Source organism: Subtercola boreus (assembly GCF_003399635.1).
Classification (GTDB): domain Bacteria; phylum Actinomycetota; class Actinomycetes; order Actinomycetales; family Microbacteriaceae; genus Subtercola; species Subtercola boreus_B.
The window spans coordinates 84,380-109,982 of the sequence record NZ_NBXB01000006.1 but is presented as its reverse complement, the minus strand read 5'-3'; the positions used below and the strand labels follow the sequence as shown (position 1 = coordinate 109,982).

At 66.8% G+C, this 25,603-nt stretch carries 24 protein-coding genes; 14 read left to right on the top strand and 10 right to left on the bottom strand.

Features of this window, described 5'->3' with window-relative positions; all coding sequences use genetic code 11:
* Window positions 1-30: 30 nt before the first annotated feature.
* The 4 genes from B7R22_RS01640 to B7R22_RS01625 all read right to left on the bottom strand — a co-directional run bounded on the left by B7R22_RS01640 (window position 31) and on the right by B7R22_RS01625 (window position 4,727).
* Entirely contained in the window at window positions 31-129 is a 99-nt protein-coding gene (locus tag B7R22_RS01640) for a 30S ribosomal protein bS22 (RefSeq protein ID WP_003792170.1), read from the bottom strand.
* Between the two features lie 95 nt (window positions 130-224).
* Window positions 225-446: a helix-turn-helix domain-containing protein gene (locus B7R22_RS01635; RefSeq protein ID WP_116281506.1), complete on the bottom strand. Its 222-nt coding sequence runs from the start codon at window positions 444-446 to the stop codon at window positions 225-227.
* A gap of 141 nt (window positions 447-587) precedes the next feature.
* Window positions 588-3,968 carry a S8 family serine peptidase gene (locus B7R22_RS01630; RefSeq protein ID WP_216363346.1) on the bottom strand — a complete coding sequence of 1,127 codons (3,381 nt, stop codon included), beginning with the start codon at window positions 3,966-3,968 and terminating at the stop codon, window positions 588-590.
* Between the two features lie 261 nt (window positions 3,969-4,229).
* Window positions 4,230-4,727 carry an ArsR/SmtB family transcription factor gene (locus B7R22_RS01625; RefSeq protein ID WP_116410070.1) on the bottom strand — a complete coding sequence of 166 codons (498 nt, stop codon included), beginning with the start codon at window positions 4,725-4,727 and terminating at the stop codon, window positions 4,230-4,232.
* A gap of 63 nt (window positions 4,728-4,790) precedes the next feature.
* On the opposite strand from B7R22_RS01625, the gene B7R22_RS01620 reads away from it, so the two are divergent.
* From B7R22_RS01620 to B7R22_RS01610, 3 genes are all read left to right on the top strand, one after another.
* Window positions 4,791-6,239, top strand: a complete 1,449-nt coding sequence (locus B7R22_RS01620; RefSeq protein ID WP_116410069.1) for a TrkH family potassium uptake protein — start codon at window positions 4,791-4,793, stop codon at window positions 6,237-6,239.
* Complete coding sequence (locus B7R22_RS01615) at window positions 6,232-6,903, top strand: potassium channel family protein (RefSeq protein ID WP_116410068.1); 672 nt, start codon at window positions 6,232-6,234, stop codon at window positions 6,901-6,903. Before B7R22_RS01620 ends, B7R22_RS01615 begins: the two co-directional genes overlap by 8 nt.
* A gap of 100 nt (window positions 6,904-7,003) precedes the next feature.
* Window positions 7,004-7,966 carry a cation diffusion facilitator family transporter gene (locus tag B7R22_RS01610; protein WP_116410067.1) on the top strand — a complete coding sequence of 321 codons (963 nt, stop codon included), beginning with the start codon at window positions 7,004-7,006 and terminating at the stop codon, window positions 7,964-7,966.
* A gap of 44 nt (window positions 7,967-8,010) precedes the next feature.
* On the opposite strand, the gene B7R22_RS01605 is transcribed toward B7R22_RS01610, so the two are convergent.
* From B7R22_RS01605 to tadA, 4 genes are all read right to left on the bottom strand, one after another.
* A complete protein-coding gene (locus B7R22_RS01605) occupies window positions 8,011-8,739 on the bottom strand; it encodes a class F sortase (protein WP_116410066.1) in 729 nt (242 codons plus the stop codon).
* Between the two features lie 5 nt (window positions 8,740-8,744).
* A complete protein-coding gene (locus B7R22_RS01600) occupies window positions 8,745-9,848 on the bottom strand; it encodes a DUF4397 domain-containing protein (RefSeq protein ID WP_116410065.1) in 1,104 nt (367 codons plus the stop codon).
* A 109-nt stretch (window positions 9,849-9,957) separates the two neighbouring features.
* Window positions 9,958-11,433 carry a hypothetical protein gene (locus tag B7R22_RS01595; RefSeq protein ID WP_147305263.1) on the bottom strand — a complete coding sequence of 492 codons (1,476 nt, stop codon included), beginning with the start codon at window positions 11,431-11,433 and terminating at the stop codon, window positions 9,958-9,960.
* Between the two features lie 152 nt (window positions 11,434-11,585).
* The gene (gene tadA / locus B7R22_RS01590; protein WP_301182583.1) at window positions 11,586-12,068 is read right to left on the bottom strand and encodes a tRNA adenosine(34) deaminase TadA; all 483 of its coding nucleotides are present in this window, start codon (window positions 12,066-12,068) and stop codon (window positions 11,586-11,588) included.
* Between the two features lie 64 nt (window positions 12,069-12,132).
* Between tadA and upp the strand changes: the two genes are divergently transcribed.
* The 9 genes from upp (at window position 12,133) to B7R22_RS01545 (ending at window position 22,097) form a co-directional block, all read left to right on the top strand.
* Entirely contained in the window at window positions 12,133-12,765 is a 633-nt protein-coding gene (gene upp / locus B7R22_RS01585) for a uracil phosphoribosyltransferase (RefSeq protein ID WP_116281497.1), read from the top strand.
* A gap of 371 nt (window positions 12,766-13,136) precedes the next feature.
* Complete coding sequence (locus B7R22_RS01580) at window positions 13,137-13,880, top strand: winged helix-turn-helix domain-containing protein (RefSeq protein WP_116410142.1); 744 nt, start codon at window positions 13,137-13,139, stop codon at window positions 13,878-13,880.
* A 123-nt stretch (window positions 13,881-14,003) separates the two neighbouring features.
* Complete coding sequence (fdhA, locus tag B7R22_RS01575) at window positions 14,004-15,227, top strand: formaldehyde dehydrogenase, glutathione-independent (RefSeq protein ID WP_116410062.1); 1,224 nt, start codon at window positions 14,004-14,006, stop codon at window positions 15,225-15,227.
* A 337-nt stretch (window positions 15,228-15,564) separates the two neighbouring features.
* Entirely contained in the window at window positions 15,565-17,181 is a 1,617-nt protein-coding gene (locus B7R22_RS01570; protein WP_147305262.1) for an AAA domain-containing protein, read from the top strand.
* Window positions 17,182-17,304: 123 nt separating this feature from the next.
* Window positions 17,305-18,564: a DEAD/DEAH box helicase gene (locus tag B7R22_RS01565; RefSeq protein ID WP_172582140.1), complete on the top strand. Its 1,260-nt coding sequence runs from the start codon at window positions 17,305-17,307 to the stop codon at window positions 18,562-18,564.
* A gap of 73 nt (window positions 18,565-18,637) precedes the next feature.
* The gene (locus B7R22_RS01560; protein WP_216363345.1) at window positions 18,638-19,102 is read left to right on the top strand and encodes a MarR family winged helix-turn-helix transcriptional regulator; all 465 of its coding nucleotides are present in this window, start codon (window positions 18,638-18,640) and stop codon (window positions 19,100-19,102) included.
* The gene (locus B7R22_RS01555; protein ID WP_116410058.1) at window positions 19,099-19,914 is read left to right on the top strand and encodes an NAD-dependent epimerase/dehydratase family protein; all 816 of its coding nucleotides are present in this window, start codon (window positions 19,099-19,101) and stop codon (window positions 19,912-19,914) included. The genes B7R22_RS01560 and B7R22_RS01555 overlap by 4 nt, the downstream gene beginning before the upstream one ends.
* Window positions 19,915-20,202: 288 nt before the next feature.
* Window positions 20,203-20,694 (top strand): MarR family winged helix-turn-helix transcriptional regulator, encoded by a 492-nt coding sequence (locus B7R22_RS01550; RefSeq protein WP_116410057.1) that lies wholly within the window; start codon window positions 20,203-20,205, stop codon window positions 20,692-20,694.
* The gene (locus tag B7R22_RS01545; RefSeq protein ID WP_116410056.1) at window positions 20,694-22,097 is read left to right on the top strand and encodes a cryptochrome/photolyase family protein; all 1,404 of its coding nucleotides are present in this window, start codon (window positions 20,694-20,696) and stop codon (window positions 22,095-22,097) included. The genes B7R22_RS01550 and B7R22_RS01545 overlap by 1 nt, the downstream gene beginning before the upstream one ends.
* A gap of 66 nt (window positions 22,098-22,163) precedes the next feature.
* Here the strand turns inward: B7R22_RS01545 and B7R22_RS01540 are convergent, their stop codons facing one another.
* Window positions 22,164-23,270 carry a hypothetical protein gene (locus tag B7R22_RS01540; protein WP_116410055.1) on the bottom strand — a complete coding sequence of 369 codons (1,107 nt, stop codon included), beginning with the start codon at window positions 23,268-23,270 and terminating at the stop codon, window positions 22,164-22,166.
* A gap of 84 nt (window positions 23,271-23,354) precedes the next feature.
* Between B7R22_RS01540 and B7R22_RS01535 the strand changes: the two genes are divergently transcribed.
* On the top strand, window positions 23,355-23,948 hold the full coding sequence (locus B7R22_RS01535) for a molybdopterin-dependent oxidoreductase (protein ID WP_116410054.1): 594 nt from the start codon (window positions 23,355-23,357) through the stop codon (window positions 23,946-23,948).
* The gene (locus tag B7R22_RS01530) at window positions 23,917-24,696 is read left to right on the top strand and encodes an FAD-binding oxidoreductase (protein WP_116410053.1); all 780 of its coding nucleotides are present in this window, start codon (window positions 23,917-23,919) and stop codon (window positions 24,694-24,696) included. Before B7R22_RS01535 ends, B7R22_RS01530 begins: the two co-directional genes overlap by 32 nt.
* A 130-nt stretch (window positions 24,697-24,826) precedes the next feature.
* Here B7R22_RS01530 and B7R22_RS01525 read toward each other — a convergent pair whose 3' ends face one another.
* Window positions 24,827-25,579: a dienelactone hydrolase family protein gene (locus B7R22_RS01525; RefSeq protein ID WP_116410052.1), complete on the bottom strand. Its 753-nt coding sequence runs from the start codon at window positions 25,577-25,579 to the stop codon at window positions 24,827-24,829.
* Between the last annotated feature and the right edge of the window lie 24 nt (window positions 25,580-25,603).

Here is a 25,603-nt window from a genome sequence, read left to right as displayed (position 1 = left end):
GGTTCTGACGCTGATTGGCTGAAGTAGGAGCTACTTCTTGTTGCGTCGCTGGTGGCGCGTCTTACGAAGCAGCTTGCGGTGCTTCTTCTTCGCCATGCGCTTACGACGCTTCTTAATTACGGAGCCCACATGTACCTCACAAGATTGGGGAGTGGCCACACCGGCGAGAACATGCTGCCGCGCGCAACCGAGAAGGAAAAATTGCCTCGCAGCAGTCTAGCGCACTACCGCGCCTGCTGGTTCTCCGCGGCCGGGGGCAGGGAGGAAGCGGGCCGCGCGAGCACCTCGGCAACCGCCGTCTCCGGCACCCGGAACGAGCGCCCGAACCGGATGGCCGGCAGCTCTCCCGAGTGCACCAGCCGGTAGACGGTCATCTTCGACACCCGCATCATGTCGGCCACTTCTGCGACGGTCAGGAAACGTACGTCAGCCAGATCGTTCGGCATGAGCACGCTTCTCTCTTGACAGGACACGGATGGATGTTGCCTGAGTGAACTCTAGGGGCTGGTGTGAACTACTGTCCACCGAACAAGGGCCGGGCCCCGCACCCTCCAATGCGAGACCCGACCCTCAGTACTCAGTGACGGTTACTCGTCGCTGCTTTTCGCCTGGCCGACGCGGCGCTGGCGGCGTACGACGAGGGCTGCGATACCGGCCAGCAGCAGGATGCCTGCCAGACCGATCGGCACGATGGTGCTGAGACCGGTGTTGGCCAGTCCCCCACTTCCGTTGCCCGACCCGGCACCCGACCCGTTGCCCGGAACCGGGGTCGCCGTGGGCGTTCCCGGGTCACCGGTCGGAACCGGTCCCGCCGTCGCGGTGGGGGTGGGCGTCGGAGTCGGCGCCGGCGCTGCCTCGGTGGTCACATCGACGAAAGTCGACACTCCTGTGTCGCCGTAGGAGACCAGCCCGAGGTACCTCGAGGAGTAGTCGAGGCCCGACCACGATGCGGTGTAGCTGACCGGCGTACCCTGGGCTCCCTCGACGGTGGCCGGCGCCGTGAAGGCTCCGTCCCCGCTGTCCGGCGTGACGTAGTACGCGTTGAGGTCCATCGCTGCATTCTGTCCGTCAGGGATGGCGTACACATTCGCCCGCACAAGATACTTGCCTGCTTCCGGCGCCGCGATGGTGACACGCTCATCGGCAGAACCCGTCGCCGACGAGTACTCGGCGATGACCTTTCCCTTGGCATCGAGATGGTCGACGAAGAGGTCGAGGTCACCACCATCCTGAGCTGTCGTGATCGACTTCAGGTCGAATCGGGCCGCACTGAGACCCTTCGGGATATCGACGGCGAATGTCGCGTCAGCGCCCAGCGGAGTGACGGCCGAGTGTCCATCGAGAGGGATCTTCGGGTCCTGGTTGCCAGCGACGAGGAAGTCCGCCTTGGCCAGGCCTTCGACCGCAAGCGGGATGGCGCCATCCGAGCCGGGCGTCACAGAGACGTCAACCGAACCCGTGGCGCCGGTTCCGGCCACCTCGAGCGGAGCAGCAATCGGAACGGGCTGCAGCGCGATGGGGCTGCGGACCGTCTGGTCGCCGTTCGCCCAGGTGAGGTACCCGGTCGTGTACTCGTTCAGCGGGGCATCCGTTCGTGTGAACGTCACCGTGTAGCTCTTCGACTCGCCCGCGGCAGAGAAGTCGAGCGTCGACGGGGTCACGACGGTGTCGATGCCGGGAACGTCGACCGCCTGGGCCGTGAAGGTCCCCGCCTCGGTCGACGTCACCGTGCGGGTGACCGTCTGCGTTCCGGTGAGGGAACCGATCGCGATCGAAGCCAGGTTCAGGTCGCTCGCATCGATCGGCTGCGGGGTGCGTCCGACGTCGTAGCTGATGCCCTCGAGGTACGAGTACCAGTCACTGACACCGTTGAGGTAGAGCAGACCCGGGTTGAAGTACTTCGTCGGGGTCACCTCACCGGCACCCTGGCCGAAGACGTCTTCGATGGGCTTTCCGTCAGACGACACAGTGTCGGTCGCGGTGGTCATCATCGCGGACTTGATCTCCGAGACGGAGGCCTTCGGATGCACACCCAGGTAGAGGGCCGCGAGACCGGCGATGTGCGGGGCCGCCATCGAGGTTCCGGAGAGGAACTCCCACGTCGGGTCCGCGCCTTCGGCGTTCGCTGCCGCGGCGAGGATCGCCACACCCGGGGCCGTGATGTCCGGCTTCAGGATGTCGCTGCCATCGGCGACCACGGGCCCGTGGCTGGAGAACCCGGCGAGCACGGGAACGGCGGGCGAGGCGCCTGCGGTGTTCCCCTTGGTGAACGTGACCGTTGCACCGGCCTTCGCCGCGTAGGCGTAGGTCGCATCCCACGACGGAGCGTCGAGGTGCACGGTGGGCACGGAGTGCTCGTCGAGGTCGATCGACGAGCCGGTCCTGTTCACCAGCAGCATGCCGATACCACCGGCGCGCTTCACCTCGGCCGACTTGGCCGTGCGGTCGTAGACACCGCGCTCACAGAACACGATCTTGCCCGTGACCTTGGCTGGGTCGAGCGACTTCGGTGCGCACAGCAGTGCGTCGTCGGCGCCAGCGGTATCGACCTTCACCAGGTCGGCGCGCACGAGGTCGCCCTCGACGGGCGCCTCGTCACCCGGCTGCACAGTGATCGATCCACCGGCGTACGTGCTGCCGTCACCGAGGGTGGCGGTTGCCTCGTAGCTGGGGATGGTGGATGCTGCGACTGTCGTATACCACGGCGAAGCGTTGTCGAGCGTCGAGGCGCCAGGGCCCGAGTTTCCAGCGGAGGCGGCCACGAAGATGCCGGCCGAGGCCGCTCCGAGGAACGCCTGGTCGGTGAGAGAGACTGTCGTCTGGGCGGAGCCACCGCCGATGGAGAAGTTCAGCACATCGACGCCGTCGAGCACGGCCTGGTCGATCGCCGCGAGCATGTCCGAAGTCTTGCAGCCATCGTCGTCCTGGCTGACCGGATCGGGACCCGACCAGCAGACCTTGTAGACCGCGATCTTCGCCGCCGGAGCGACACCGCTGATGTTGCCGAAGCTGTTGCCCGCGATCGTTGCGTCGACAGCGTTGTTGCCGCCGGCGGTGCTGGCGGTGTGCGAGCCATGGCCGTCGCCGTCCCGCGGCGAGGCGTACTCGCCGGTGGCTGTCGTACCAATGTTCTTCGCACCGAAACCGTCGAGGTAGTAGCGTGCGCCGACGATCTTGGTGGAGCAGTCGGCGGCGGTGAACTCCACACCACTGACGCAGGCGCCGTAGAACGGGTTCCCGTCCGCCTTGTCGAAACGGATGTCCGTGTCTTTGTGGAGTGGATCGACAACGTCGGTCAGGTAGGGCTCATCGCCCGGTGTGGTGCCGAGCGGGGCCCCAGCGAACGACGGGTTCTCGGGAGCGATGCCCGTGTCGAGGTCACCGATGACGATGCCCTTGCCCGCGTCGGCGACGCCGCCGTTCTGGGCCCACACACCGTTCGCACCGTCGAGACCGAGGTACGTGGTGGACGGTTCAGCCGCAGTGATGTGCTTGAGGTCATCCGGCGTGACCTGGGCGACGCCCTTGTCAGAGGTCAGGGCCGACGCCTGCTCCGGTGTCAGGTCCGCGGCGAACGCGTTGACAGCGAGCGTGTACGAGTAGTCGATGTCGACGCCCGCAGAGGCCGCGACATCCTTCTGGCGACCGGCGAGGAAGTCTGTGTAACTGGTGACGGGCGCCGAACGGGCGTTCATCTGGTCATCGGTCGAGGGCTTTGTGGCGGCGAACCCGTCGATGCCCCCTTCGTACGTCGAAGCCGCAGGGTTCGTCAGCGTGACGATGTAACGCCCCGCAGTGAAGTCGGTCGAGGGCTTGGTGATTCCACCCGGCAGCGGAACCAGTCCGACAGCCTTGTCGGTCTGGGCCGCGGCGGCCGACGGCGCCGGCGCCGCCGCAGGGCTGAACGCTGCAGCACTGCCGGCAGCACCGGCGACAGCGAGCGCGATGGCGGCCACCGCAGCGACCACACCGCCTCTTCGGGAGAATGGACGGATCTGGGGCGCTGAAGAACGTCGCCGGGAACTACTCACGTAGGAACCTCAATCTGTGAACGAACAGTGTCTGGGCACAGGCCAGGCCCGTACTCGTTCGACCACCCTAGGCAGTTTCTGGCCCCCTAGTGGGGGGAGCTATGTTTCAGTTGTGTTAACGATGTGAGCAGGCACAGAATCCTTGCGCTCACAGCACTTTCTCAGCGTGTATGTGGCGCGGATGAGAGATTCCCGCGACTAATCGCTACTTCTTGTAATGTTCGGAAATCTCCGAGTGACTTCTTCGAAGATCGAGCGGGCACGACCGGTCGCCGAGGCGACGGAGTGGCCGACCCGCTCCCCCACGATTGACGCCTGGGACTTGCCCTGCTCGACGAGATCGGCGAGGTCCCCCTCGATGCGGAAGCCGTCCTCCTGCTCGACCTCGTCGAAGTCGGCACTCAGAAACGGGATCAGCCAGTCCTCGACCTCTTCGAGTGGCGACGCCTCGAGCGCGTAGTAGCGATGCTGCCCGACCTCACGAACGCTCACGAGCCCGGCATCCCGCAGCACCTTCAGGTGCTTGGAGACCGTCGGCTGGCTCAGTTCCAACTGGGAGACCAGCTCGGAGACGCCGATCGCGCCGAACGGTTCGGCGCCCTCGTCGTCGCGGTCAGCAGCGACGTATCTCTGCAACAGCAGCGAGAGCACGTGGCGGCGCGTGGGGTCAGCTATCACAGAGAAGATGTCGGCCATGGCTACAGGGTAGTGCGCCGCGCCGCGTTGTGTCCGCCGTGCGCGGGTGCCAAGCTGGGGGGCATGGACCAGGGCGCACCCGTCAGAGCGCCCCGCTACGGTGTGCGGTCGGGTTCGAGGCAGTTCCGGGACGCCATCGAGGACTTCTCGGGCCGGTCACCCTCGCGCTTCGCGGTGCTCGTCTTCGTGCTCCTGATCGTGCTGTTCACGTTCCTCTTCTCGTTGCCGATCTCGAGCGCGACCGGCACGTCGACGAATCTGGCGGACTCGCTCTTCACCGCCGTCACCGTGATCTGCGTCACCGGTCTCTCCACCGTCGACATGGCCACCCACTGGTCGTTCTTCGGCGAGGTGGTCATCTACGTCGGCGTGCAGATCGGCGCCGTCGGGGTGTTGACGCTGGCGTCGATCCTCGGCCTCGTCGTCTCCCGGCGCCTCGGCCTCCGCTCGCGCATCCTCGCAGCCGGCGAGGCGGACCCGTCCCGCACCCACTCGGGCGTTGCGGGCGCGAGCCAGGCCGTACGGCTCGGCGAAGTGGGCGGGCTGCTCGCCACGGTCGCGGTCAGCGCGCTGGTCATCGAAGGCGGCCTCGCCCTGCTCCTCTTCCCGCGGATGCTCATCGACGGCATCCCCGTCGGAACGGCCGCGCTGCAGAGCCTCTATTACTCGGCGATGGCCTTCACGAACACGGGCTTCACCCCCAACGCCGACGGGCTCGCGCCGTACGCGACTGACTACTACTTCCTGACCGTGCTGATGATCGGTGTCTTTCTCGGCAGCATCGGCTTCCCGGTGATCTACGCCTTCTCGCGGGCCCTCCGCACACCCGGGCGCAACCAGTGGTCGCTACACGTCAAATTGACCCTCGTCACTTCGGTCATCCTGCTCGGGGCCGGCTGTCTGCTCTTCTTCGCCCTCGAGTTCTCGAACCCGGCCACGTTCGGCCCGCTGAACGGGTTCGACAAGGGCTTCCAGTCGCTGTTCCTGTCGACGATGACCCGGTCGGGTGGCTTCTCGACAATTCCCATCGACCAACTGAACGGCTCCAGCAAGCTCGTGGCCGACATGCTCATGTTCATCGGCGGCGGCTCAGCGTCGACGGCCGGCGGCATCAAGGTGACCACGCTCGCGATCCTCTTCCTCGCCGCCTTCGCCGAGGCACGCGGCAACGACCAGGTGCAGGCGTTCCGTCGCCGCATCCCCGTCGACATCCTCCGACTCGCGGTCAGCGTGGTGCTCTGGGGCGCGAGCACCATCGCGGTCTCGGCCATCGTCATCCTGCAGATCTCGAAAGCCTCCCTCGATGACGTGCTGTTCGACGTGATCTCCGCTTTCGGAACGTCGGGTCTCTCGACCGGGCTCACCGCGTCGCTGCCGGATGCCGGCGTCTACGTCATGGCGGCCACGATGTTCATGGGACGCATTGGTACAGTGACGTTCGCCGCCGCCCTGGCGCTCAGGCAGAGGCGCCAGTTGTTCCAGAACCCCGAGGAGAGGCCGATCGTTGGCTAGAGACAGGTCGAGCGGCGCTCCGGTGCTGGTCATCGGGCTCGGCAGGTTCGGCGCTGCCGCCGCCGACAAGCTCGAGCAGCTGGGGCGTGAGGTGCTCGTCATCGACACCGACGCTATGCTCGTGCAGAAGTGGGCGACGCGCGTCACGCATGTCGTGCAAGCCGATGCGACGGATCTGGATGCCCTGCGGCAGATCGGCGGGCAGGACTTCGACGTGGCGATCATGGCGGTCGGATCATCCGTCGAGGGCAGCGTGCTCATCACCGCGAACCTCGTCGATCTCGGCATCTCACAGATCTGGGCGAAGGCGATGTCGAAGTCGCACGGCACGATCCTGGAGCGCATCGGTGCGAATCACGTGATCTACCCCGAGGCGGAGTCAGGCGACCGGATCGCCCATCTCGTGTCGGGCCAGGTGCTCGACTTCATCGAGTTCGACGACGAACTCTCGCTCGCGAAGCTCCGCCCACCGGAGGTGGCTCGCGGCGGGCCGCTGCAGGGGCTCGGGCTCCGTCGTCTGTTCGGCATCACGGTGGTGGGCGTGAAGTCGCACGGCGCTCCGTTCGTCTACGCCGGCGCGAGCACGGAAGTGGGGGCCGAGGACTTCATCGTCGTCTCCGGCACCGCGTCCGACATCGACGCGTTCGCCCGGCTGCCGCGCTGACCGCTGCCGCGCCGACCGGCTTACCGGCTGCCCGCAGACCTGTGGAGCCTGTCGGATCTAAACTTGGCCCCCAGGGCTCGATCGAACGAGGGAACATCACGTGAGCACAGGCGGCGGCACCAGGGCGATCTTCGCAGCACTCGGGGCGAACATCGGCATCGCGGTCATCAAGTTCATCGCCTTCGTCTTCTCGGGGTCGTCGTCGATGCTCGCCGAGAGTGTGCACTCCCTCGCCGACTCCGGCAACCAGCTGCTGCTGCTGCTCGGCGGGCGGAAGGCCAAGAAGGCGGCTGACAGCGAGCACCCGTTCGGGTACGGCCGTGAGCGTTACGTCTACGCCTTCGTCGTGTCGATCATCCTGTTCTCCGTGGGCGGGGTCTTCTCGCTCTACGAGGGGATCGAGAAGATCGGGAGCCCGCACCCGATCGAGACACCGTGGCTGCCGATCGCGGTGCTGGTCGCCGCGATGGTTCTCGAAGGCTTCTCGCTCCGCACCGCGATGAAGGAGAGCAACCACACCCGCGGCACGCAGAGCTGGGTGCAGTTCGTGCGCCGCGCAAAGGCTCCCGAACTGCCGGTCGTGCTGCTCGAGGACTTCGCTGCGCTGGTGGGCCTCGCGCTCGCCTTCGTCGGTGTGCTGCTCGCCATCATCACCGGCAACGGGGTCTTCGACGGCATCGGCACGGTCGGGATCGGGGTGCTGCTGATCCTCGTCGCACTCGTACTCGGCATGGAGACCAAGAGCCTGCTGGTCGGCGAGGGCGCCGGCGAGGTCGACACCCGCGCCATCCTCGACGCCATCGAGGCGGGCGACGACGTGGAGCGCGTCATCCACATGAAGACCCTCTACCTCGGGCCGGAAGAACTCCTGGTGGCGGCCAAGGTCGCCATGCCGGCCAGCGCACGGCTCGAGGATGTCGCGAGCGCGATCAACTCGGTCGAAGCGCGCATCCGAACCGCCGTGCCGATCGCGCGGGTCATCTACATCGAACCCGACGTGTACATCGCACCCGTCGACCCGGCGACGCCCACAGAGGCGATCGTCATCCGGGCCTCGGACTGAGCGCCACGCGGCCGGATCGCGGGCCGATCAGTATTCCGGACCGATCAGGGCTGAGGGCTGATCGCCGTCTCCGAGGCGAACACCACGACATTGTCGAGGTAGTGCCCCCAGTCGTCGTCGAACACGCCGCCGCAGGTGATCAGTCGCAGCTGCGCGGTCGGTACTGCCCCGTAGACCTCTGCCGTCGGGAAGTCGGCCTTTGCGATCTGGATCACGCGGTCGACGGTGAAGGTCGCCACGCGACCGTCGGCGAGAGTGACTCCCACGGGATCCCCCGCAGCGAGGGACGACAACCGGTAGAACACGGCGGGGCCGACCGACGAATCGATGTGGCCCGCGATCACGGCAGGGCCGACAGCGCCGGGCGCCACTCCCCCGCTGTACCAGCCCGCTGAGGCGAAGTCCACCGGCGGTAGCAGGGAGCCGCTGCCATCCTTCTTCAGCGATTCCAGAGCCGAATCGACGCCTATCGAGGCGATCTGCACCCGGACGGGCTTCGCAGACCCGTCGACCACCGCTGACCCGGGTGCGGTGCCGAGGTCGGGATCCTGGAAGCTGCCGGTGCCGCCGCGGTCTGCCGTTCCGCCCGGCGACGTGGTTCCCGGTGCGGCGGTTCCCGGTGCGGCCCGACCAGGGTCGCCGGTTCCGGATTCCCCGCCCGGCAGCGCCCCGGGCGATACTGCGGTCGAGCATCCGGTGACGCCCCACAACACGCCGGCGAGCATCAGCGCCGCGACGCCGCGAACCACTGCCGAACCGATCGTGAAGCGCATTCCCGTCAGCGCCTCTCCGAGGGCCCGGCAGCTGCGTCCCCGCGAACCTCCCGCTCCCGCTCCTGCCGCTCATGGGCGAGGTTGTCGTACCACTGCCTGTCGTGCTTCTGGTAGCTCTCGGGCAGGCGGCGAAACTGCGGTTGGTGCGGAGAATCACTGCTGCTCTGCGCCAACCGAGTCCGCCGACGGTGTCCGAAGATCACGATCGCGGCAGCCAGCACGGAGACCGCCCCCGTTCCGATGTCGATGATGCGCCGGTTGCTGTCCTCGGCGGCACTCGCGTGCACCAGGGCAGTGCCGCCTGCACCCGTCTGCACGCCGCCCACGGGGAGGTCTCCGGCGCTCGAGGAGTCCAGCACCGGCTTGAGCGCCAGCCCCCCTGAGGCATTGTCGAGAACGAAGAGTGTGGAGATGGATCCCTGCGCCAGGTCGACATCGGCCGTCGACTGCACCGCACCGGCGGTGAGGTCGAGCTTCCAGGGCCCGCCCGGAACGCTCGCGTAGTCGGTGGCGACACCCTGGGCGACGTCGGTTGCGATCGAGCGTCCGGTCGATGTGGCGACGCTCACGGTCGGCACGATCGTCGAGGCCTGAACCACCCGGACCCGCGACTGCCCCGCCGGCGGGGTGGTCAGGTCGTCACGGTAGGCGGCAGCCCTGAGGTCTGCATTCTTTCCGAAGGCCGCGACGGTCAGCGGCTGACCGGCGACCACTGTCACGGAGGTCTGGATGATCGGCTGGGTGAAGTCGCCTCCGGTCGGAACCATCGCGACGACGTAGGTGCCGGGGGACAGTGCCATGTAGGCCGACACAGCTCCGTAGCCGATGTTGGAGAGCGACTGTGTGACCGTGCCACCGGCGAGAGCAGAGAGCCGGATGTCGACCGCCGACGTGTCGGGTGAGAGATGCGCAAGCCGCAACCAACCGGTCGTCACTGCGGCGGTGGGAGCCCCGGCGGCCGGAGCCAGAGCGATGGAGGTGGTCGTCGCGGCGGAAGCTGTGGCCCCGCCGAACCCGAGCAGGGAGACGGCCAGAGCGATGCTGGCCGCCGCCACAGCCGCAGGGAGCCTCCCTGTGAGCGACGAGCCTGTGCGGGAGTGCGATGCCATGGGATGGTCCTTTCGATGTGGAGTGCTGTGGGGGCCGCCGGGCGGTGGAGACAGGCGCAGGAAGAAGCGTGGAGCGTGGAGTGTGGGCTCCGGGAGCGGAGGTCTCCGATCAGGGTCCCTGGCCGGCGGGCAAAAGGTCGGCAGGTTCGCCGAACGGGAAGATCACGAGCACTCCGTCGTCCGTGCTCACCACATTCGCCCCCCCGAGAGGCGGCGCGAGGTTCTCGAAATATGCCGATACGTCGTTGAGTACTGCGCTGCTGCCCGTCGACGCTCGGCCGCCGAGCGAGGAGATGAGGATCTGCCGACGGGGGGCACCGACCTCGCCGGCGACCGCCGGAAAATCGGAGACCGCAACGGGCGTGGAGGCAAGCAGCTGCGCGAGCGTGAGCACGGAACGCACATCGACATCGCCTGCGACCAGTTCGGCAGTCGCCTCGGCGGAGAGCTGCAGCTGCGGGTTTGTGCTCAGTTGCAGGCCGATGGATGCCCGGGCCGCGGTCTGCGCCCCGGCGAGGGCCCGGCCGCTTTCTGCTTCTGCCGCGGGGCCCGTCGGATCGTCCGTCCCCGGAACCTCCGCACCGGCCGATGCAGGGGGCGTCGCACCGGCCGCGGCATCCCCAACTACACCGGATTGCGCGAACGTTGGGACTGCCCCGGGTTGCCCAGGCTGCCCACCCGGCGAACCCTCCAGCAGCGTGCGATACCCCGGCGCCAGGGCGGGAGCGGCGAAAATGAACACGCCCACCACGGCGACCAGGAAGATACCGGCCACGATCTCCAGCCAGACAGCCGTGAAACCGGCCTCCCAGGCGGCCTGGGCCGCTGCCTGCACGGTGCCGGCGACAAGGAGTGCCGCGAGCGGCAGCCACAGGGCAGCAGCCGGAACAAGCATGTCCGCTCCGGGACGGAGGGCAAGAAGGACCAGCCCGAGCGAGACCAGACCGAACGGTCTCAGGCGTGCCACCGCGAGAGCCGCGACCGAGCAGCCTGTTCCGAGAATCAGGATCGCAGGATCGAGGGCCCACCACCTCCCGATCACCGACGACGTTGCGGGCGCACCCGACGCGGCCAGCTCGAGGAGCAGCACGACAGCCAGGATCGCGGCGACGATGGCACCCACGATCATCCGGAGCCTCGTGGATCTCCGTGGATCGATGACGACGATGACCCCCGCCAGCAGCACTGGCGCAACAGCGTTCGGCAGGGACGCCGTTGTGTGCGCGGTGAGTGCCAGCGGTGACAGAAGGAAGACGAAGACCGCGAGGGCGGCAGCCGGCTGAGTGAGATGCAGGCGGCGCGCGAGCATCCAGAGAAGCAGGGCGGCCAGCGTTCCGAAGACGACCGCCGCGACCGCCCCGGGAAGCTCACCCGGGGCGGCGCGGGAGGTCAGCGCCGCAGCATGCACAGCGGTACCGAGGACGATCAGCGGAACGAACCAGCCGAGCGACACCGCATGCCGGCCGAACCAGAGCCGCGCACCGCGGGTACCGGATACTGCAGGCTCGACAGAGAGGGGGTCGCGCTCAGCTCCGCTGGCAGCCGACCCCCCGGTCACGCCTTGAACATCGAGGGACGAGTCCACGAAAAACTCACCGTCTGCGGCCGGTTTCGGATCGGCCACGAACTCGCGCAGGAAACGCGAGAAGAGTGCTAGGAAGTCCTATTGTGCGACCAAACGGGGGAAAAAGCTCGCAAACGCTGGAACCCCTTCGGGGGAGTTGTGCTGGGCAGTCCCTATCCCTGAGAATACCCGCGGAAAAAGCCGCTGAGCAGTTCGCTGCTCTCATCGGCGCGAACACCGGCGAGCACCTCGACCCGGTGATTCAGCCGACGATCGCGCAGCACGTCGTAGACGGACCCGGCAGCCCCCGCTTTGTCGTCCCACGCGCCGAAGACCACGCGCGCGACGCGGGCGGCCAGGATGGCTCCGGCGCACATCACGCAGGGCTCGAGCGTCACGACGAGTGTGCTGCCCGCAAGCTGCCAGTCTCCGAGAAGCGCGGCCGCCCGCCGCAGTGCGATGATCTCGGCGTGGGCTGTCGGGTCTCTCAGCAGCTCACGCTCGTTGTGCCCGCGGGCCAGAACCTCACCGTTCGCGCCGACGACGACTGCGCCGACCGGCACATCGGCCGTGAGCAACGCCTGCCGGGCCTCAGCGAGGGCTTCGATCATCCACCCGTCGTGTTCCGGCGACGCAGGCGGGAGCGACGTGGGCACTTGCGCTCCTCCAGCCGTTCCGGGAAGGTGCCGTGGCAGCAGCACCCCTGTGTAGATTGAGCCTATGCGAGTACACGTTGCCGACCACCCGCTCATCACGCACAAACTGACGGTGCTGCGCGACAAGACCACCCCGTCGGCGACGTTCCGGGCCCTCACCGAAGAGCTCGTCACGCTGCTGGCCTATGAGGCGACGCGGAACGTGCGCATCAACGAGGTCACCATCGAGACCCCCGTGACGACCACCACCGGCGTTGCCCTCAGCGAGCCGCGGCCCCTGGTCGTGCCGATCCTCCGCGCGGGGCTCGGGATGCTCGAAGGCATGGTGAAACTCGTGCCCACAGCCGAGGTCGGCTTTCTCGGCATGGTGCGGAACGAAGAGACCCTGCAGCCCACGACGTACGCCGAGCGGCTGCCCGACGACCTCAGCGATCGACAGTGCTTCGTGCTCGACCCGATGCTCGCCACGGGCGGGTCACTGAGCGCGGCCATCGACTTCCTCTTCGACCGGGGTGCCGTCGACGTCACGGCCATCTGCCTGCTCGCTGCTCCCGAGGGCGTGGAGATGCTCGAGAAGCGCACGGAGGGCCGCGACGTCACGCTGGTGCTCGGCGCACTGGATGAACGGCTGAACGAGAACGGCTACATCGTGCCCGGGCTGGGCGACGCGGGCGACCGGCTCTACGGCTTGGTGTAGCAACTCATCCTGCCGCTCCCGGCCGGATCCACGCAAAAGAATTGACACGGACGCCGATAATCGGCTTTACTCATTTCTATGTATGACAACGCGACCGCCCCAACCTCCTTCGAGGCTCTGAGGAACGCCGGCATGATGATGCCCGGCGGCGCGGTCATGCGTTGTCGAATGTGTCGCTGACGAGAACATCCCTCGCCGGGCCCTGACGCTTGCCACACCCGCACTCTGCAGGTCTGATTCGTCATACGGCTCCCGGATGCCCGCTCCCCCGCCATCCGTTCTCCGGCTCCCGCCGACTCGACTCACAGCACCGCTCTCCAGGCCCCTCGCGGCCGACGGTGCGCAGCATCATCATCCGAAGGAACACCCTCGTGTCCATTGCACACCTGACCAGCCCCCGCACCACCGCCTACGTCGCCCCTGCCGAGACCCCGGCCATCCACCCGGCGCCGCTGTCGGCCGCTCCCGCGGTCTCCCACATCCGTGCGGTACCTGTCGGCACCGAGGCCCGCGGCTTCGTCGTCTACGTGGGCATCGACGAGGAGAAGGCCGAAGCCGACGGCACCTCGCTCGGCTCGATCGTCTCGCAGATCAAGGCGCTCGTCGCCCAGCTCGCCCCGAGCTCCGAGACCTACGCCGCCGTTGCCCTGGCGCCGCGCGGATCCGGCGGTCGTGACGTCGAGGTCGTGCGCCTCGCCTTGCAGGATCCGGCCGCACTCGCCAAGCACCGACAGAGCACCGAGCCCGAAGCCGATCCGTCCGATCGCGCCCGTGACGGAGTGGTCGTGGACCTCTCCCGCAAGCGCGTGCTGCTCGACAACGAAGCCGCGAACCTGACCTACAAGGAGTTCGAGCTGCTGCAGTACCTGGTGCTCCGCGAGGGCCGCACCATCGAGCGGGCCGAACTCATCTCGTCTCTCTGGGGCGCTGGCCACGAAGACCTCGACGACATCCCCAACGAGCGCACCATCGACGTGCACGTGCGGCGCCTCCGCGCGAAGCTCGGCGACTACGAGGACATCGTGCGCACCGTGCGCGGCGTCGGCTACCGCTTCGACCGTCACGCCGACGTCTCGGTGCGCCAGACCAGCACCCCCTCCCCCGACCTGATCTAGCCTGTCGTCGCCGCCGCTACGGCGAACCTGTCAAGAGTCGGATGATCCTCTCCTCCTCGGGTCGTGCCCGCATAGGCTGGCCAGACCGGCCCCAACCGGACCGTGTGATCAAGGAGGATCATCGTGGCAGACAACAGAGCAGTCGCCTACAAGGCACCGGGAGTGGTCGAAGTCATCGACATCGACTACCCCACGTTCGAGCTGAAGGACGGTCCGGGCGTGAACCCAGCGAACATCGGCCGGAAGGTGTCCCACGGTGCGATCATCCGCACCGTCGCAACCAACATCTGTGGATCCGACCAGCACATGGTGCGGGGCAGAACGACCGCCCCCGTCAACCTCGTGCTCGGCCACGAGATCACGGGTGAAGTGGTGGAGGTCGGCCCCGGCGTCGAGTTCATCAAGGTCGGCGACCTCGTCTCTGTGCCGTTCAACATCGCCTGTGGGCGCTGCCGCAACTGCAAGGAGCGGAAGACCGGCATCTGCCTGAACGTCAACCCCGACCGCCCGGGCAGCGCCTACGGCTACGTCGACATGGGCGGCTGGGTCGGCGGACAGGCCGAATTCGTGCTGGTGCCCTACGCCGACTGGAACCTGCTGAAGTTCCCGGATCGCGACCAGGCACTCGAGAAGATCCTCGACCTGACGATGCTGTCCGACATCTTCCCGACGGGCTTCCACGGCGCGGTGACCGCGGGCGTGGGCGTCGGCTCGACCGTCTACGTCGCAGGCGCCGGGCCCGTCGGACTGGCGGCCGCGACATCCGCCCTGCTGCTCGGCGCCGCCGCCGTGATCGTGGGCGACATGAACGACGGGCGCCTGGAGCAGGCGAGGAGCTTCGGCTGCGAGACGATCGACCTCAGCCAGGGTGACATCGTCGACCAGATCGAGCAGATCCTCGGCATCCCGGAGGTCGACTGCGGCATCGACGCCGTCGGCTTCGAGGCCCGAGGCCAGGGACACGGTGCCGATGCGGCGGAGGCGCCCGCAACGGTGCTCAACTCGCTCATGGACATCACGGCGGCGGGTGGTGCCCTGGGCATCCCCGGGCTCTACGTGACCGGCGACCCGGGCGGAATCGACGAGGCCGCCAAGAAGGGCTCGCTCAGCCTGAGCCTCGGTACCGGCTGGGCGAAGTCGCTCTCGTTCACCACGGGCCAGTGCCCTGTGATGAAGTACAACCACGGCCTGATGCAGGCGATCCTGCACGACAGGGTGCACATCGCGAAGAACGTGAATGCGCAGGCGATCACCCTCGAGGATGCTCCCCGGGGCTACGCCGAATTCGACGCCGGTGCCGCCACGAAGTACGTGCTGAACCCGAACGGGTACCTCGACGCGGCGTGATCGCCGTTTCCGCCCGCCAGGGCGCTCACCGCACGATTTGCTGAGAATTCCTTCACAACCAGCTACTCGCTAGGGTCGAGCAATGCGTGTTCAAGTACAAGAGGATCCGATTCCGTTCTGGCTCGCTGTGGAAGCGTTCACCCCACAGCCGGTTCCGAAGCTTTCCAGATCCCGGGATGACGTACCGTTCGTCGGCGACTACCGTTCACGTGACGCAGTTCTCCCGTGGCTGCAGGAAGCAGGATGGCGAGACTGCCCTCCTCACAGGGTGTGGGAACATACGGTCTATATCGGGGTTTTCGACGTGGAGACAGCGTGGAGGGTTCTGCCGTCCGAAGTGGACGACAATCCGAATGCCCGGAGCGGACAGAGCGCTGTCATGTCGCTGACGGTCAGGCAGAACGGCTCGCTTGTGGAGAACAGCTTCGTCTGTTCGCAGTGCGTGTGGGCGACGGGACGCTATCTCAGGGCCGGTCAGCTGGGGGATGTGTTCTCGGACTTCACCGCCGACGAGGAACAGTGGAAGGAACGCTTTCGCGAGGTCGTCGTTCGCAATCGGATCCGGACGGGTGGCGACACCACCGTGAGCACGTCGACTCATCTCCTGGATAAGGAAGATCTGTGGGATCTCGTGACGGCCGCAGTCCATCTCGCGGGGGTCGAGGGCAAACTCACCCTGGGTGGCGAGGGGCTGGGGCTCTGGATCAGTAGCCGACAGATACCACTTCGGGACGAACAGCCGGATCCGGAGCAGTCGAGCGATTTCTTGAACAGTTTCTTCTCGCGCGATCTCCATGAACTCTCCAAGCGCGGGCTGGGTCCCGAGTCCGTTCGCCGATACCTCGGATCGGGACCAGCGCGAGAACGCATCGATGTCGGCGAGAATCCGGGAGTGGTCTACGACTCGGTCGCACCCGATCTGATTCCGGACGGGCGGTGGCCGGCCGATCCGACCCAGGCGTTGTCTGTGTCTCAACAGTTCGCCGTGAACCGCATCATCGCCGACGTGGCAGACTCCTCCGATGGCCTCTTCGCGGTGAACGGCCCGCCCGATACCGGCAAGACGACGATGCTCCGTGACATCGTGGCCGCCCTTGTCACTCGTCGCGCCCAGGCACTCGCCGAGTTCGCCCGGCCTTCGGATGCCTTCACGAAGACGGAGTACAGCTGGATCTCCAAGACCGACAAAAGGCGTTCGGTCCGCCAACTCAGGCATTCGGTTCGAGGTGCCGAGATCATCATCGCTTCGTCGAACAACGGTGCCGTTGACAACATCAGTCTCGAGATTCCTGGCGAGAAGGCTGTCTTTGAGGGCTACCGGGATGTCAGCGACTACTTCACTGACATTGCGACGGCGTTGTTACGGAGCGGACGCGAGCCCCACGGAGGCACAGAAACCGGAGGTTCCGGAGACGCCGAGAACACGGCGTGGGGATTGGTATCCGGCCGTCTCGGTAGCGCATCGAATCGTTCCGCTTTCGCCAACACACTGATGTTCGGTGCACGGCAAGCCGGGAAGGGCGCGGAGAAGACGATCGGTCTCAGTGACTATCTCGGAGCGTCACCTCGGCAGGACGTCATGCCGTGGGGTACGGCCCGGGTGGCATTCTTCGTGGCCAGAGACCGCGTGGATCGGCTGAGAGTCGAGCGGCAGGGGTTGCACCTGGCGCATCGGGAGCGCCCCGGTCTTGTCGCCTCAATCGCCGCTGACCGGTCACAGCTGGACAGGCTCGAACGCCAGCTGTCTGCTGCAGAGAACAGTGCTGCTCTCTGCAGGTTGACAGTCAGTGCGACAGCCGTCGACGAGCAGAAAGCCAGGACCGACGTCGCAGCACATTCCGCGGCGAAGCCGAACGCGCTGGAGGTAGTCTTCACCCTCGGCCGGTCGGTGAAGACATGGAGAGCCGCGCAGGAGGAGCTGACGGCGAAGCTCATGGCCATGAGCGGCGCTTGAGAGGCCGCCGCCGCCGAGAGCAGATCGTCGGACGGGGTGGTTCGCGAGATCCGTTCGGATCGGGACCGTCTGCAGAATCAGCTGGCCGCCTTCGAGCAACGACTGGCCGCCGCCGATTCAGCCATGCGTGACTACGGCCATCCCGACCGGGTCCCCACCGAGGAGTGGTTCTCCTCCGAGAACACGGACAAGGAGAAGACGTCGCCGTGGCTGGACGAAGACTTCAACGACGCCCGCTCGTTGCTGTTCCTGGCGGCGCTGGATCTTCACAGATCCTTCATCCATGACCAGCGCAGAATCCTCCGCAGCAACCTGTTCGCGGCCTATGACGTTCTGATGAACGCGGCCCCCCGGTCAACGGATGCCCGGGCCGTCCGCGCTGCGTGGGAGTCGCTCTTCCTGGTCGTGCCGACAGTCACAACGACCTTCGCCTCCCTGCCCAGGGTGTTCGGGTCGCTGCAATCAGAACGGCTCGGCTGGCTCCTCATCGATGAAGCCGGACAGGCGGCCCCGCAGCACGCACTGTGTGGGATCTGGAGAACCTCGAACAGTGTTCTCGTCGGTGACCCGCTTCAACTTCAGCCTGTCGTGAGCCTGCCGATCGTTCACCAGCGCACACTGCTGCGGATGACGGGTACATCTGATCGATGGTTGCCGGCGTCGAATCCCGCTCAGGTGCTTGCCGACCGCAACGCGCGCTACGTCGCCCGCATCCAGGTTCCCGGCATGGACGAGATAACCGTCGGTGCCCCGCTTCGCGTTCATCGCCGATGCGACAATCCGATGTTCGACGTCGTCAACGACTCCGTCTATGGCGGGATGATGGTTCACGGTGGGGAACGAACGGATGCGTTCATGGTCGGCGACTCTGAAGCGCCGCCTTCTGCCTGGTTCGATGTCGCAGGAATCAGCTGGAACGGTCACAACTCGCTTGAACAGATCGCACTTCTCGACGACGTGCTCGGGTTTCTCAGACGTGCCGGTCATCCGATGTCCGAAATTCTGGTCATATCTCCGTTCAGCGACGTCGCGCGTGCACTCCGAAGTAGCGCCATCCGTTTCGGAATGGACGCCTCCAAACAAGCCGGAACGATTCATACAGCGCAGGGAAAGGAAGCGGACATCGTGATCCTCGTGCTCGGTGGGCACACATCCGGTGCTCGCAATTGGGCGGCCGGAACTCCGAACCTGTTCAACGTCGCTGTCAGCCGCGCCCGTCGCCGGATCTTCGTCATCGGCAGTCACCGGGACTGGGCCACACTGCCCTACTTCCAGCATCTCGCGGTAGCACTGGAGCGCCATCCGGCCACCGTCGACGTGAATTCCCTCTTCGATCGCGCCGCTTTCCAGAATGGCGCCTCGGGCTCAGCCTCGCGGGCATGACCGAGCAGAAGAACGCCGGTTTGCAGGTCACCTTTTCGTTGACGTTCTGTTAGGCACCATACATACTTGTCTGGTGCCTAACAGAAAAAAGCAATTCGAACTGGAGATGCCCGGTGGTTGGGCGAAGAAGTACTTCTTCGCCAGCGGTGCGCTCATGGAAGCGGTGCTGCGCCCCTTCGATCTGGGCAACACCCAGTGGTACGTCCTCTACCGACTGAGTCTTGTCGAGCATCTAGGGCAGCGCGACCTGACGCTCGAGTTGGGAGTCGAGAGGGCGACGGTGAGCGGGGTCATCTCCGCCCTCGTGCGAAAGGGCCTCGTCCAGCAGTCGCCTGATCCTGAAGACCAGCGGCAGAAGTTGCTCTCGCTGACACCGTCTGGCCTCGACCTCTGGCTGACGCTGCCCGATCCGGCGGAACTGATCGGTGACATCGCCTTCGCCGGAGAGGACCCGGCGGACATCGCGACCATGAACCGGCTGCTCCAGAACGCCACCCAGCGACTCCTCGACTACAGGAAAGGCATCACGCAATCATGACAATCCTCCTCACCGGAGCAACCGGCCTCGTCGGCCCTCGCCTCCTCGCCCGTCTCACCGAAGCCGGCATTCCGTGCCGCGCCCTCGTCCGCCCCGGCAAAGACGTGCCGCAAGGCGTGGCACGCGTCGAGGGCGACATCCTCAGGTCTGAAACACTGCCTGCCACCGTTGCGGGTGTAACGGCAGTCATCCATCTGGCGGCCCTGTTCCGCACCCGTGAGGATGACCAGATCTGGAAGGTGAACCTGGAGGGCACCCGCAACCTCATCGCGGCCGTCCGCGAGACTGCTCCGGACGCCCGCTTCCTCCTGGCCAGCACCTCGAACGTCTATGACGCCGACAGCTCTCACCCTGGAGCGGAAGGTGACCCCGTCTCGCCAACCCTCGCCTACCCGGCGAGCAAGATCGCGGCCGAAGAACTCCTCCGCGAGAGCGGGTTGACCCACGCAATCCTCCGACTGCCCTTCATCTACGGCGACGGTGATGGCCACCTCGAGGCACTGCCCGAGCAGGCGGCGAACATGGGATGGCACCCCGCACAGAAACTCAGCGCTGTGCACCATGCCGACATCGCCACCGCATTCGCGCTCGCTCTCACCGGCGCTATGGACGGTCTCACCGTGAACATTGCCGACGAGTCGCCTCTCAGCGTCTACGAGATGGCCCAGATCGTCGGGCAGCCCTATGGAGGGTCTGCCGAGCCGCTGGCGCATCCGTGGAAGGGCCAGATGGACATCTCACTCGCGCGCAGCCTCGGATTCCAGCCCACCATCGCCACCATCTACCAGGCCGCACACCTTGGGCTCCTCTGATTCCGCGCACGCTGTCCGCCGCACTTCGATGAAGAAGCCCTCACCGACCCTCTCGGCAAACTCTGGGGAAAATAACGAATGGGTAACTAGCGCTCCGTTACGCAACCGTTATATAGTTCAGGAGCGTTAGTTGTTTGCTGTGGCAGCGAAGCGCGGAATGTGATTGCAGGACACTCTTGGTGCAAGGGAAAGAGCCGGTCGTTAGCCTCTACGACCGGCTCTTGTCCGTTTAACCGCCCTGGTGGCAACCCACCCGATCAGGTGCTTTCGACGAACTACCCTGTAGTCATGACTGACAGAACCCTTGTGACAAAGGTGTCGCCGATCGCCTCGTGGGAGTCCCTCTTCCGCGCCCAGGTGCAGGTAATGCGCACTCTCGCAGAAGATTTTCCCTTCAAAGGGGTCTCGCTCACCGAGTACGACGTGCTGTACACGCTGTCGTTCCAGCCGAACCGGCGGATGCGCATCCGCGACCTGAACTCCCGCACGCTCCTCACCCAGCCGAGCGTCTCGCGGCTGGTCGACCGGCTCGCCCTGCGGGGGCTGGTCGCCAAATCCGTCGACCCCACCGACGGGCGCGGCACGATCGTCGCGCTGACCGAGACGGGCTTCGACGTTTATCGGGATGCCGCGCGCACCCACGGCCGCTCCATCACCGGCCAGATGACCAAGGCGCTCACCGACGACGAACTCGCCCAGCTGGCGGCGCTCTGCGACAAGCTCCGCATCGGCGTGAGCGGCGTGGACGACGACTGCATCGTCGAGACCCCCGACGCCTGATGGCCTCCCCCAGCATCGTCTGGTTCCGCGACGACCTGCGGGTGGGCGATCATCCCGCCCTGCACGCCGCCGCCGAACGTGGTGAACCGATCGTCTGCGTCTACGTGTTCGACGAGGAGACCGACTATTCCGACGCGAGCGTCTTCAGCGACGACTCGCCCGGCATCAGGCCGAACGGCGGGGCCGCGAAGTGGTGGCTGCACCATTCGCTCACCGCTCTCGCCGAGGAACTGGATGCCCGGGGCCTCAGCCTCACCCTTCGCTCCGGCCCCGCTGCCGACGTCATCGCCGACCTGCAGCGCGAGACGAAGGCAGGCGCGGTGTACTGGAACCGCCGTTACGGCCTCGCCGAGCGGGAACTCGACGCGTCTATCAAGTCCAGTCTGAAGGAGGCGGGCGTCGAGGCGCGGAGCTTTCAGGCGAACCTGCTCTTCGAACCGTGGACGCTCCGCACGGGTCAGGGCCAGCCCTACAAGGTGTTCACCCCGTTCTGGCGGGCGTGCCTCGGCGCGCCCACCCCGCGGCATCCACTGCCCGCGCCGTCGGCCGGCCACGTCACCGGTGCGGCCGGAGCGAAGGCCGTGTCGAGCGAGAAACTCGGCGACTGGGGCTTCCTGCCGACGAAGCCCGACTGGGCGGCCGGGCTCCGCGACACCTGGACGCCGGGCGAGAAGGCCGCGCACGCCGAACTCCGCGCCTTCGAAAAGGAGGGGCTCGGCGACTACCAGCGCGAGCGCGACTTTCCCTCCCAGGACGCGACCTCGCGCATGTCACCGCGACTCCGGCATGGCGAGATGAGCCCGTTCCAGGTCTGGCACGGGGTGCGGGATGCGTCGTCTGCCGAAGGTGCGGCATCCTTTCTCCGCGAGGTCGGCTGGCGCGAATTCGGCTACCACCTGCTCTACCACTGGCCGAAGCTCGGCACCGAGAACATGCGCCCGGCCTTCAACGCGTTCCCGTGGAACGACCCCGACCCCGAGGTGCTCGGCCGCTGGCAGCAGGGGCAGACGGGCATCCCGATCGTCGACGCCGGCATGCGGGAGCTCTGGCAGACCGGCGTGATGCACAACCGCATCCGAATGGTCACCGCCTCGTTCCTCGTCAAGAACCTGCTGCTCGACTGGCGACTCGGCGAGGCCTGGTTCTGGGACACCTTGGTCGATGCCGACCCGGCCAGCAACACGATGAACTGGCAGTGGGTTGCAGGATCGGGAGTGGATGCCGCGCCCTACTTCCGCGTGTTCAACCCGGAGCTGCAGGCGAAGAAGTTCGATGCGAACGGGGAGTACATCAACCAGTATGTGCCCGAGGCGGGAACGCCCGGGTATCCGGAACCGATCGTCGACCTCGGCGACTCGCGGAAGCGCGCGCTTGCCGCGTACGAGACGATTCGGGGCAGCTGAGCCCGGCATCCGGTTGCGGCCCGGGATCAGCCGCAACCGCGCGCCTACCCACCCGCGGCTCGTCGCCTACCCGCCCGCGACTGGGGCCGGCGTCGGAGCCGGCGTCGGAGCCGGCGTCGGGGCCGGCGGAACCTGCAGGGTGCTGTCGAGGCTCCGCCCAAGCTCCTGGGCCTGAGAGTTGAGCGCCTCGAGCTGGTCGCGCAGAGCATTGTACGCGGTGATGTCGCTCTGGATCCCCGTGTAACGGGTCGCGAGGTCGGCCTGGCGCCCCTCGAGCGCCGTGCGCTGCCCGTCGAACTCGGCCCGGCTCACGATGTCGCCCGCCGAGGCCCGGCGGTTGAAGTCGGCCACATCGTTGCTGAGGGTGTCGCTGTCGGCGGAGTACTGGGCGCTCTCGCGGTCGATGGCGTCACCGGCAGCGCTGACCTGCGCGGCGAGTGCGCTCTCCTGGTCGTGAATCTGGTTGAACACCGCCTCGAACGAGGCGTTCAGCGCAACGACCTTGCTGCGATCGGTGAAGTACTTCGCATAGTGGGCCTCGAGGGCAGGGCTGAGACTGGCGACCTCCGTACCGAAGATGGAGTGCAGCTCGTTGTCGCGCTGCCCTGGCTCCGTTGTGGCATAGCTCAGCATGCGGGCGGCGAGGTCGGGGTCGTCTTTGTGCGCCTCGTACTGCTGTTCGAGCAGCACGTCGAGATCGTTGCGGTCGGAGTCGCTCAGCCGCGCATAGACCGCGTGCAGCATCTCGTGCGCGGCGGTCACGCCCCGGATGCCGCTCAGCCGGGCATCCGCCACATCGAAGACATGGATGTTCGAACCGGTGTAGCACCCGAGCAGCACGAAGTCGTCGCTCGACGAACCGCAGACGCTCTGGAAATCGGCAGCGTTCTCGACCGTCGGCGCGCTGGCGAAGAAGTAGAACCGGCCCTCGTCGCTCATTCCGGATTCGGCAGCCATCTCGCTGATCGCCGGGCTCGGGCGGTACTGCCAGACCTCGACCTGGTCTTCGATGCGCTGGTGCACGAAACTCCACGCCACGGCCCCGACCGGCACCCCGATGATCACCGCTATCACGACGATCAGGGCGATGCGGCGGATCAGCACGGAGGCCCGGCTGCGCGGCGCAGGCGGCTCGAATCCGTCGCCCGGCGTGTCGAAGTCGAAGAGCGTCATGCGAGCTTCCTCCCCCGGATCGAACAGCGCGGGCGTCCCGTTCGCTAGATTGAGTTTAAGATCATTGGGCGAAAGGAAGAGGTCATGGGCATTTTCTCTCCAGGCTTTGTCGGCAGGCGGCGTGATGCGAACCCGCTCCTGCCTCCGGGGCAGTACGAGGTCACGAACTTCCCGGTTCTCTCCGCGGGCCCCACGCCGACGATCGCGAAGGACGACTGGGCGTTCTCGGTGCGCGATGCGGGCGGAACGCTCAAGGCGTGGAACTGGGAGACGCTGATGGGCAACCCCGTCGACGACTTCACGGTCGATCTGCACTGCGTGACGCGCTGGTCGCAGTTCGGTATGGGCTGGCGGGGTGTCTCGCTCGATCACCTGCTGGAGGGCGTCGACACCGCGCCTGAGTTCGCGATGGCCTCCTGCTACGGCGGATACACGACGAACGTGCGCACGTCAGACCTGCTCGGCGGCAAGGCGTGGATCGCTTTCCAGTTCGACGGCTCCGATCTCGCAGCCGAGCACGGCGGGCCGGCGCGGCTGCTGATCCCGCACCTCTACCTCTGGAAGAGCGCGAAGTGGGTCAACAGCATCACCCTGATGAGCCACCACGAGCTGGGGTTCTGGGAGCAGTACGGATACCACGACATCGGTGACCCGTGGAAAGAGGAACGCTATTCCTGAGTGGCAGGCCGCCCGGCTGGTGGCGGCGCACGACGAGACCGCGACGGCGCGAACCCTGGTGTTCGACGTTCCCGGCTGGCCGGGGCACCTCGCCGGGCAGCACGTCGACATCCGGGTGACGGCGCCCGACGGGTACAGCGCGTCGCGGGAGTACTCGATCGCCTCGGGCGAGGTGGATGCCGCGCCCTCCGGTCTCGCTGAGTCGGGGGTGAACGTGGAGTTCTCGGTGGAGGAGCTCGACGACGGCGAGGTCTCGCCCTACCTCGTGCGCGGGCTCGAGATCGGAGACCACCTCGAGATCCGGGGGCCGGTCGGCGGATATTTCGTCTGGAAGGCCTCGCAGACGGAACCCGTACAACTGATCGCCGGCGGGTCGGGGATCGTGCCGCTGATGTCGATGCTGCGCACGCATGCCGCGGCCGGGCATCCCTCGCCCATGCGCCTTCTGTACTCGGTGCGCGGGCCGCAGTTCGCGTTCTACACCGAGGAGCTCCGACGGCTCGTCGACTCGTCGAACGGGTCACTCACGGTCGACTACGCGTTCACCCGGGAGGCACCTTCAGGTGCGGACCGTTCGATCGGGCGCCTGATGCGCGACGAACTTGCGATGCTCACCGTGCCCGTGGCGTCCGCGCCCACCACGTACCTCTGCGGGCCGAACAGCTTCGTCGAGGGTATCTCGGGGTGGCTGGTCGAGTTCGGGCATCCGGCGGCGCACATCCTGACCGAGCGGTTCGGCGGGGCGTAGCACCCGCCCGCCCCGCACGCGCCCCGCCCCCGCCCCGCCCCGCGTGCGCAATTCAGGCAGGGCGGCGGGTCGGCCCGTATCTCGATGTGTTGGACGGCTGTGCCTGATCCAGCGTCGCCAGCGGGCGCGCTCAGTCCGCGAGGTGCAGCCGGAAGAAGTCGTCGATGCGCGCCCAGGCGTCGGCCGCCGCCTCGGGTTCGGGGCCTGCGCCAAGGATCGCTTTCATCAGCGGGCGGAGCGCCGCAGGTCCGGTCGGGGCGTCGTTCAGGAACGAGTGGCCCGCTGATGGGTACTCCTTGACGTCATGCGGGATGCCGCGGGCCTCGAGAGCCGCGTCGAGCTTCGCCGCGGCACCCCGGAGGCTGTTGTCCCGTCCGCCGTAGCTGCCGACGATCGGGCAGGCTCCGGTGAGGGCATCGTCGAGATCGCGCGGGAGCCTGCCGTAGTTCACCGAGGCCACATCGAACCCGCGGTCAGCAGCGGCCACCAGCGCGAACCCTCCGCCCATGCAGAAGCCGAGCACGCCGACGCGCCCGGTGCAGTCCTCGCGCCCGACGAGGTACGAGCGGGCGGCCTCGACATCGATCCACACCCGGCCGCGCCCGCTCGTGATCGCTGCGAACGTCGCGCGGAGGCACTTGCGCGGGCCGCCGTCGACGAACAGGTCGGGCATCAGGACGAGGAAACCGGAGGCGGCCATCCGTTCGACCTGCCGCTTCATCACATCGGTGAGCCCAAAGGCCTCGTGCACCATGACGACGGCCGGCCAGGGGCCCTCGCCCGCCGGCACTGCGAGCACCCCGTGAAGGCCCGGGCTCATGCCGACCAGCGCCTGCCCCGTGAGGTCGACGTCGCTGACGGTGGGTGCGCCCAGTTCGCTCATGCGCTGAGCCTGGCGCCGGCCATC

Coding starts and splice junctions, on each gene's coding strand:
- B7R22_RS01540 (WP_116410055.1), bottom strand. CDS start 23,270: ATGACGCTCTTCGACTTCGACACGCCGGGCGACGGATTCGAGCCGCCT.
- B7R22_RS01535 (WP_116410054.1), top strand. CDS start 23,355: ATGGGCATTTTCTCTCCAGGCTTTGTCGGCAGGCGGCGTGATGCGAAC.
- B7R22_RS01565 (WP_172582140.1), top strand. CDS start 17,305: ATGCGTGACTACGGCCATCCCGACCGGGTCCCCACCGAGGAGTGGTTC.
- B7R22_RS01525 (WP_116410052.1), bottom strand. CDS start 25,579: ATGAGCGAACTGGGCGCACCCACCGTCAGCGACGTCGACCTCACGGGG.
- B7R22_RS01600 (WP_116410065.1), bottom strand. CDS start 9,848: ATGGCATCGCACTCCCGCACAGGCTCGTCGCTCACAGGGAGGCTCCCT.
- B7R22_RS01555 (WP_116410058.1), top strand. CDS start 19,099: ATGACAATCCTCCTCACCGGAGCAACCGGCCTCGTCGGCCCTCGCCTC.
- B7R22_RS01605 (WP_116410066.1), bottom strand. CDS start 8,739: ATGCGCTTCACGATCGGTTCGGCAGTGGTTCGCGGCGTCGCGGCGCTG.
- upp (WP_116281497.1), top strand. CDS start 12,133: ATGCGAGTACACGTTGCCGACCACCCGCTCATCACGCACAAACTGACG.
- B7R22_RS01545 (WP_116410056.1), top strand. CDS start 20,694: ATGGCCTCCCCCAGCATCGTCTGGTTCCGCGACGACCTGCGGGTGGGC.
- B7R22_RS01620 (WP_116410069.1), top strand. CDS start 4,791: ATGGACCAGGGCGCACCCGTCAGAGCGCCCCGCTACGGTGTGCGGTCG.
- B7R22_RS01550 (WP_116410057.1), top strand. CDS start 20,203: ATGACTGACAGAACCCTTGTGACAAAGGTGTCGCCGATCGCCTCGTGG.
- B7R22_RS01625 (WP_116410070.1), bottom strand. CDS start 4,727: ATGGCCGACATCTTCTCTGTGATAGCTGACCCCACGCGCCGCCACGTG.
- B7R22_RS01635 (WP_116281506.1), bottom strand. CDS start 446: ATGCCGAACGATCTGGCTGACGTACGTTTCCTGACCGTCGCAGAAGTG.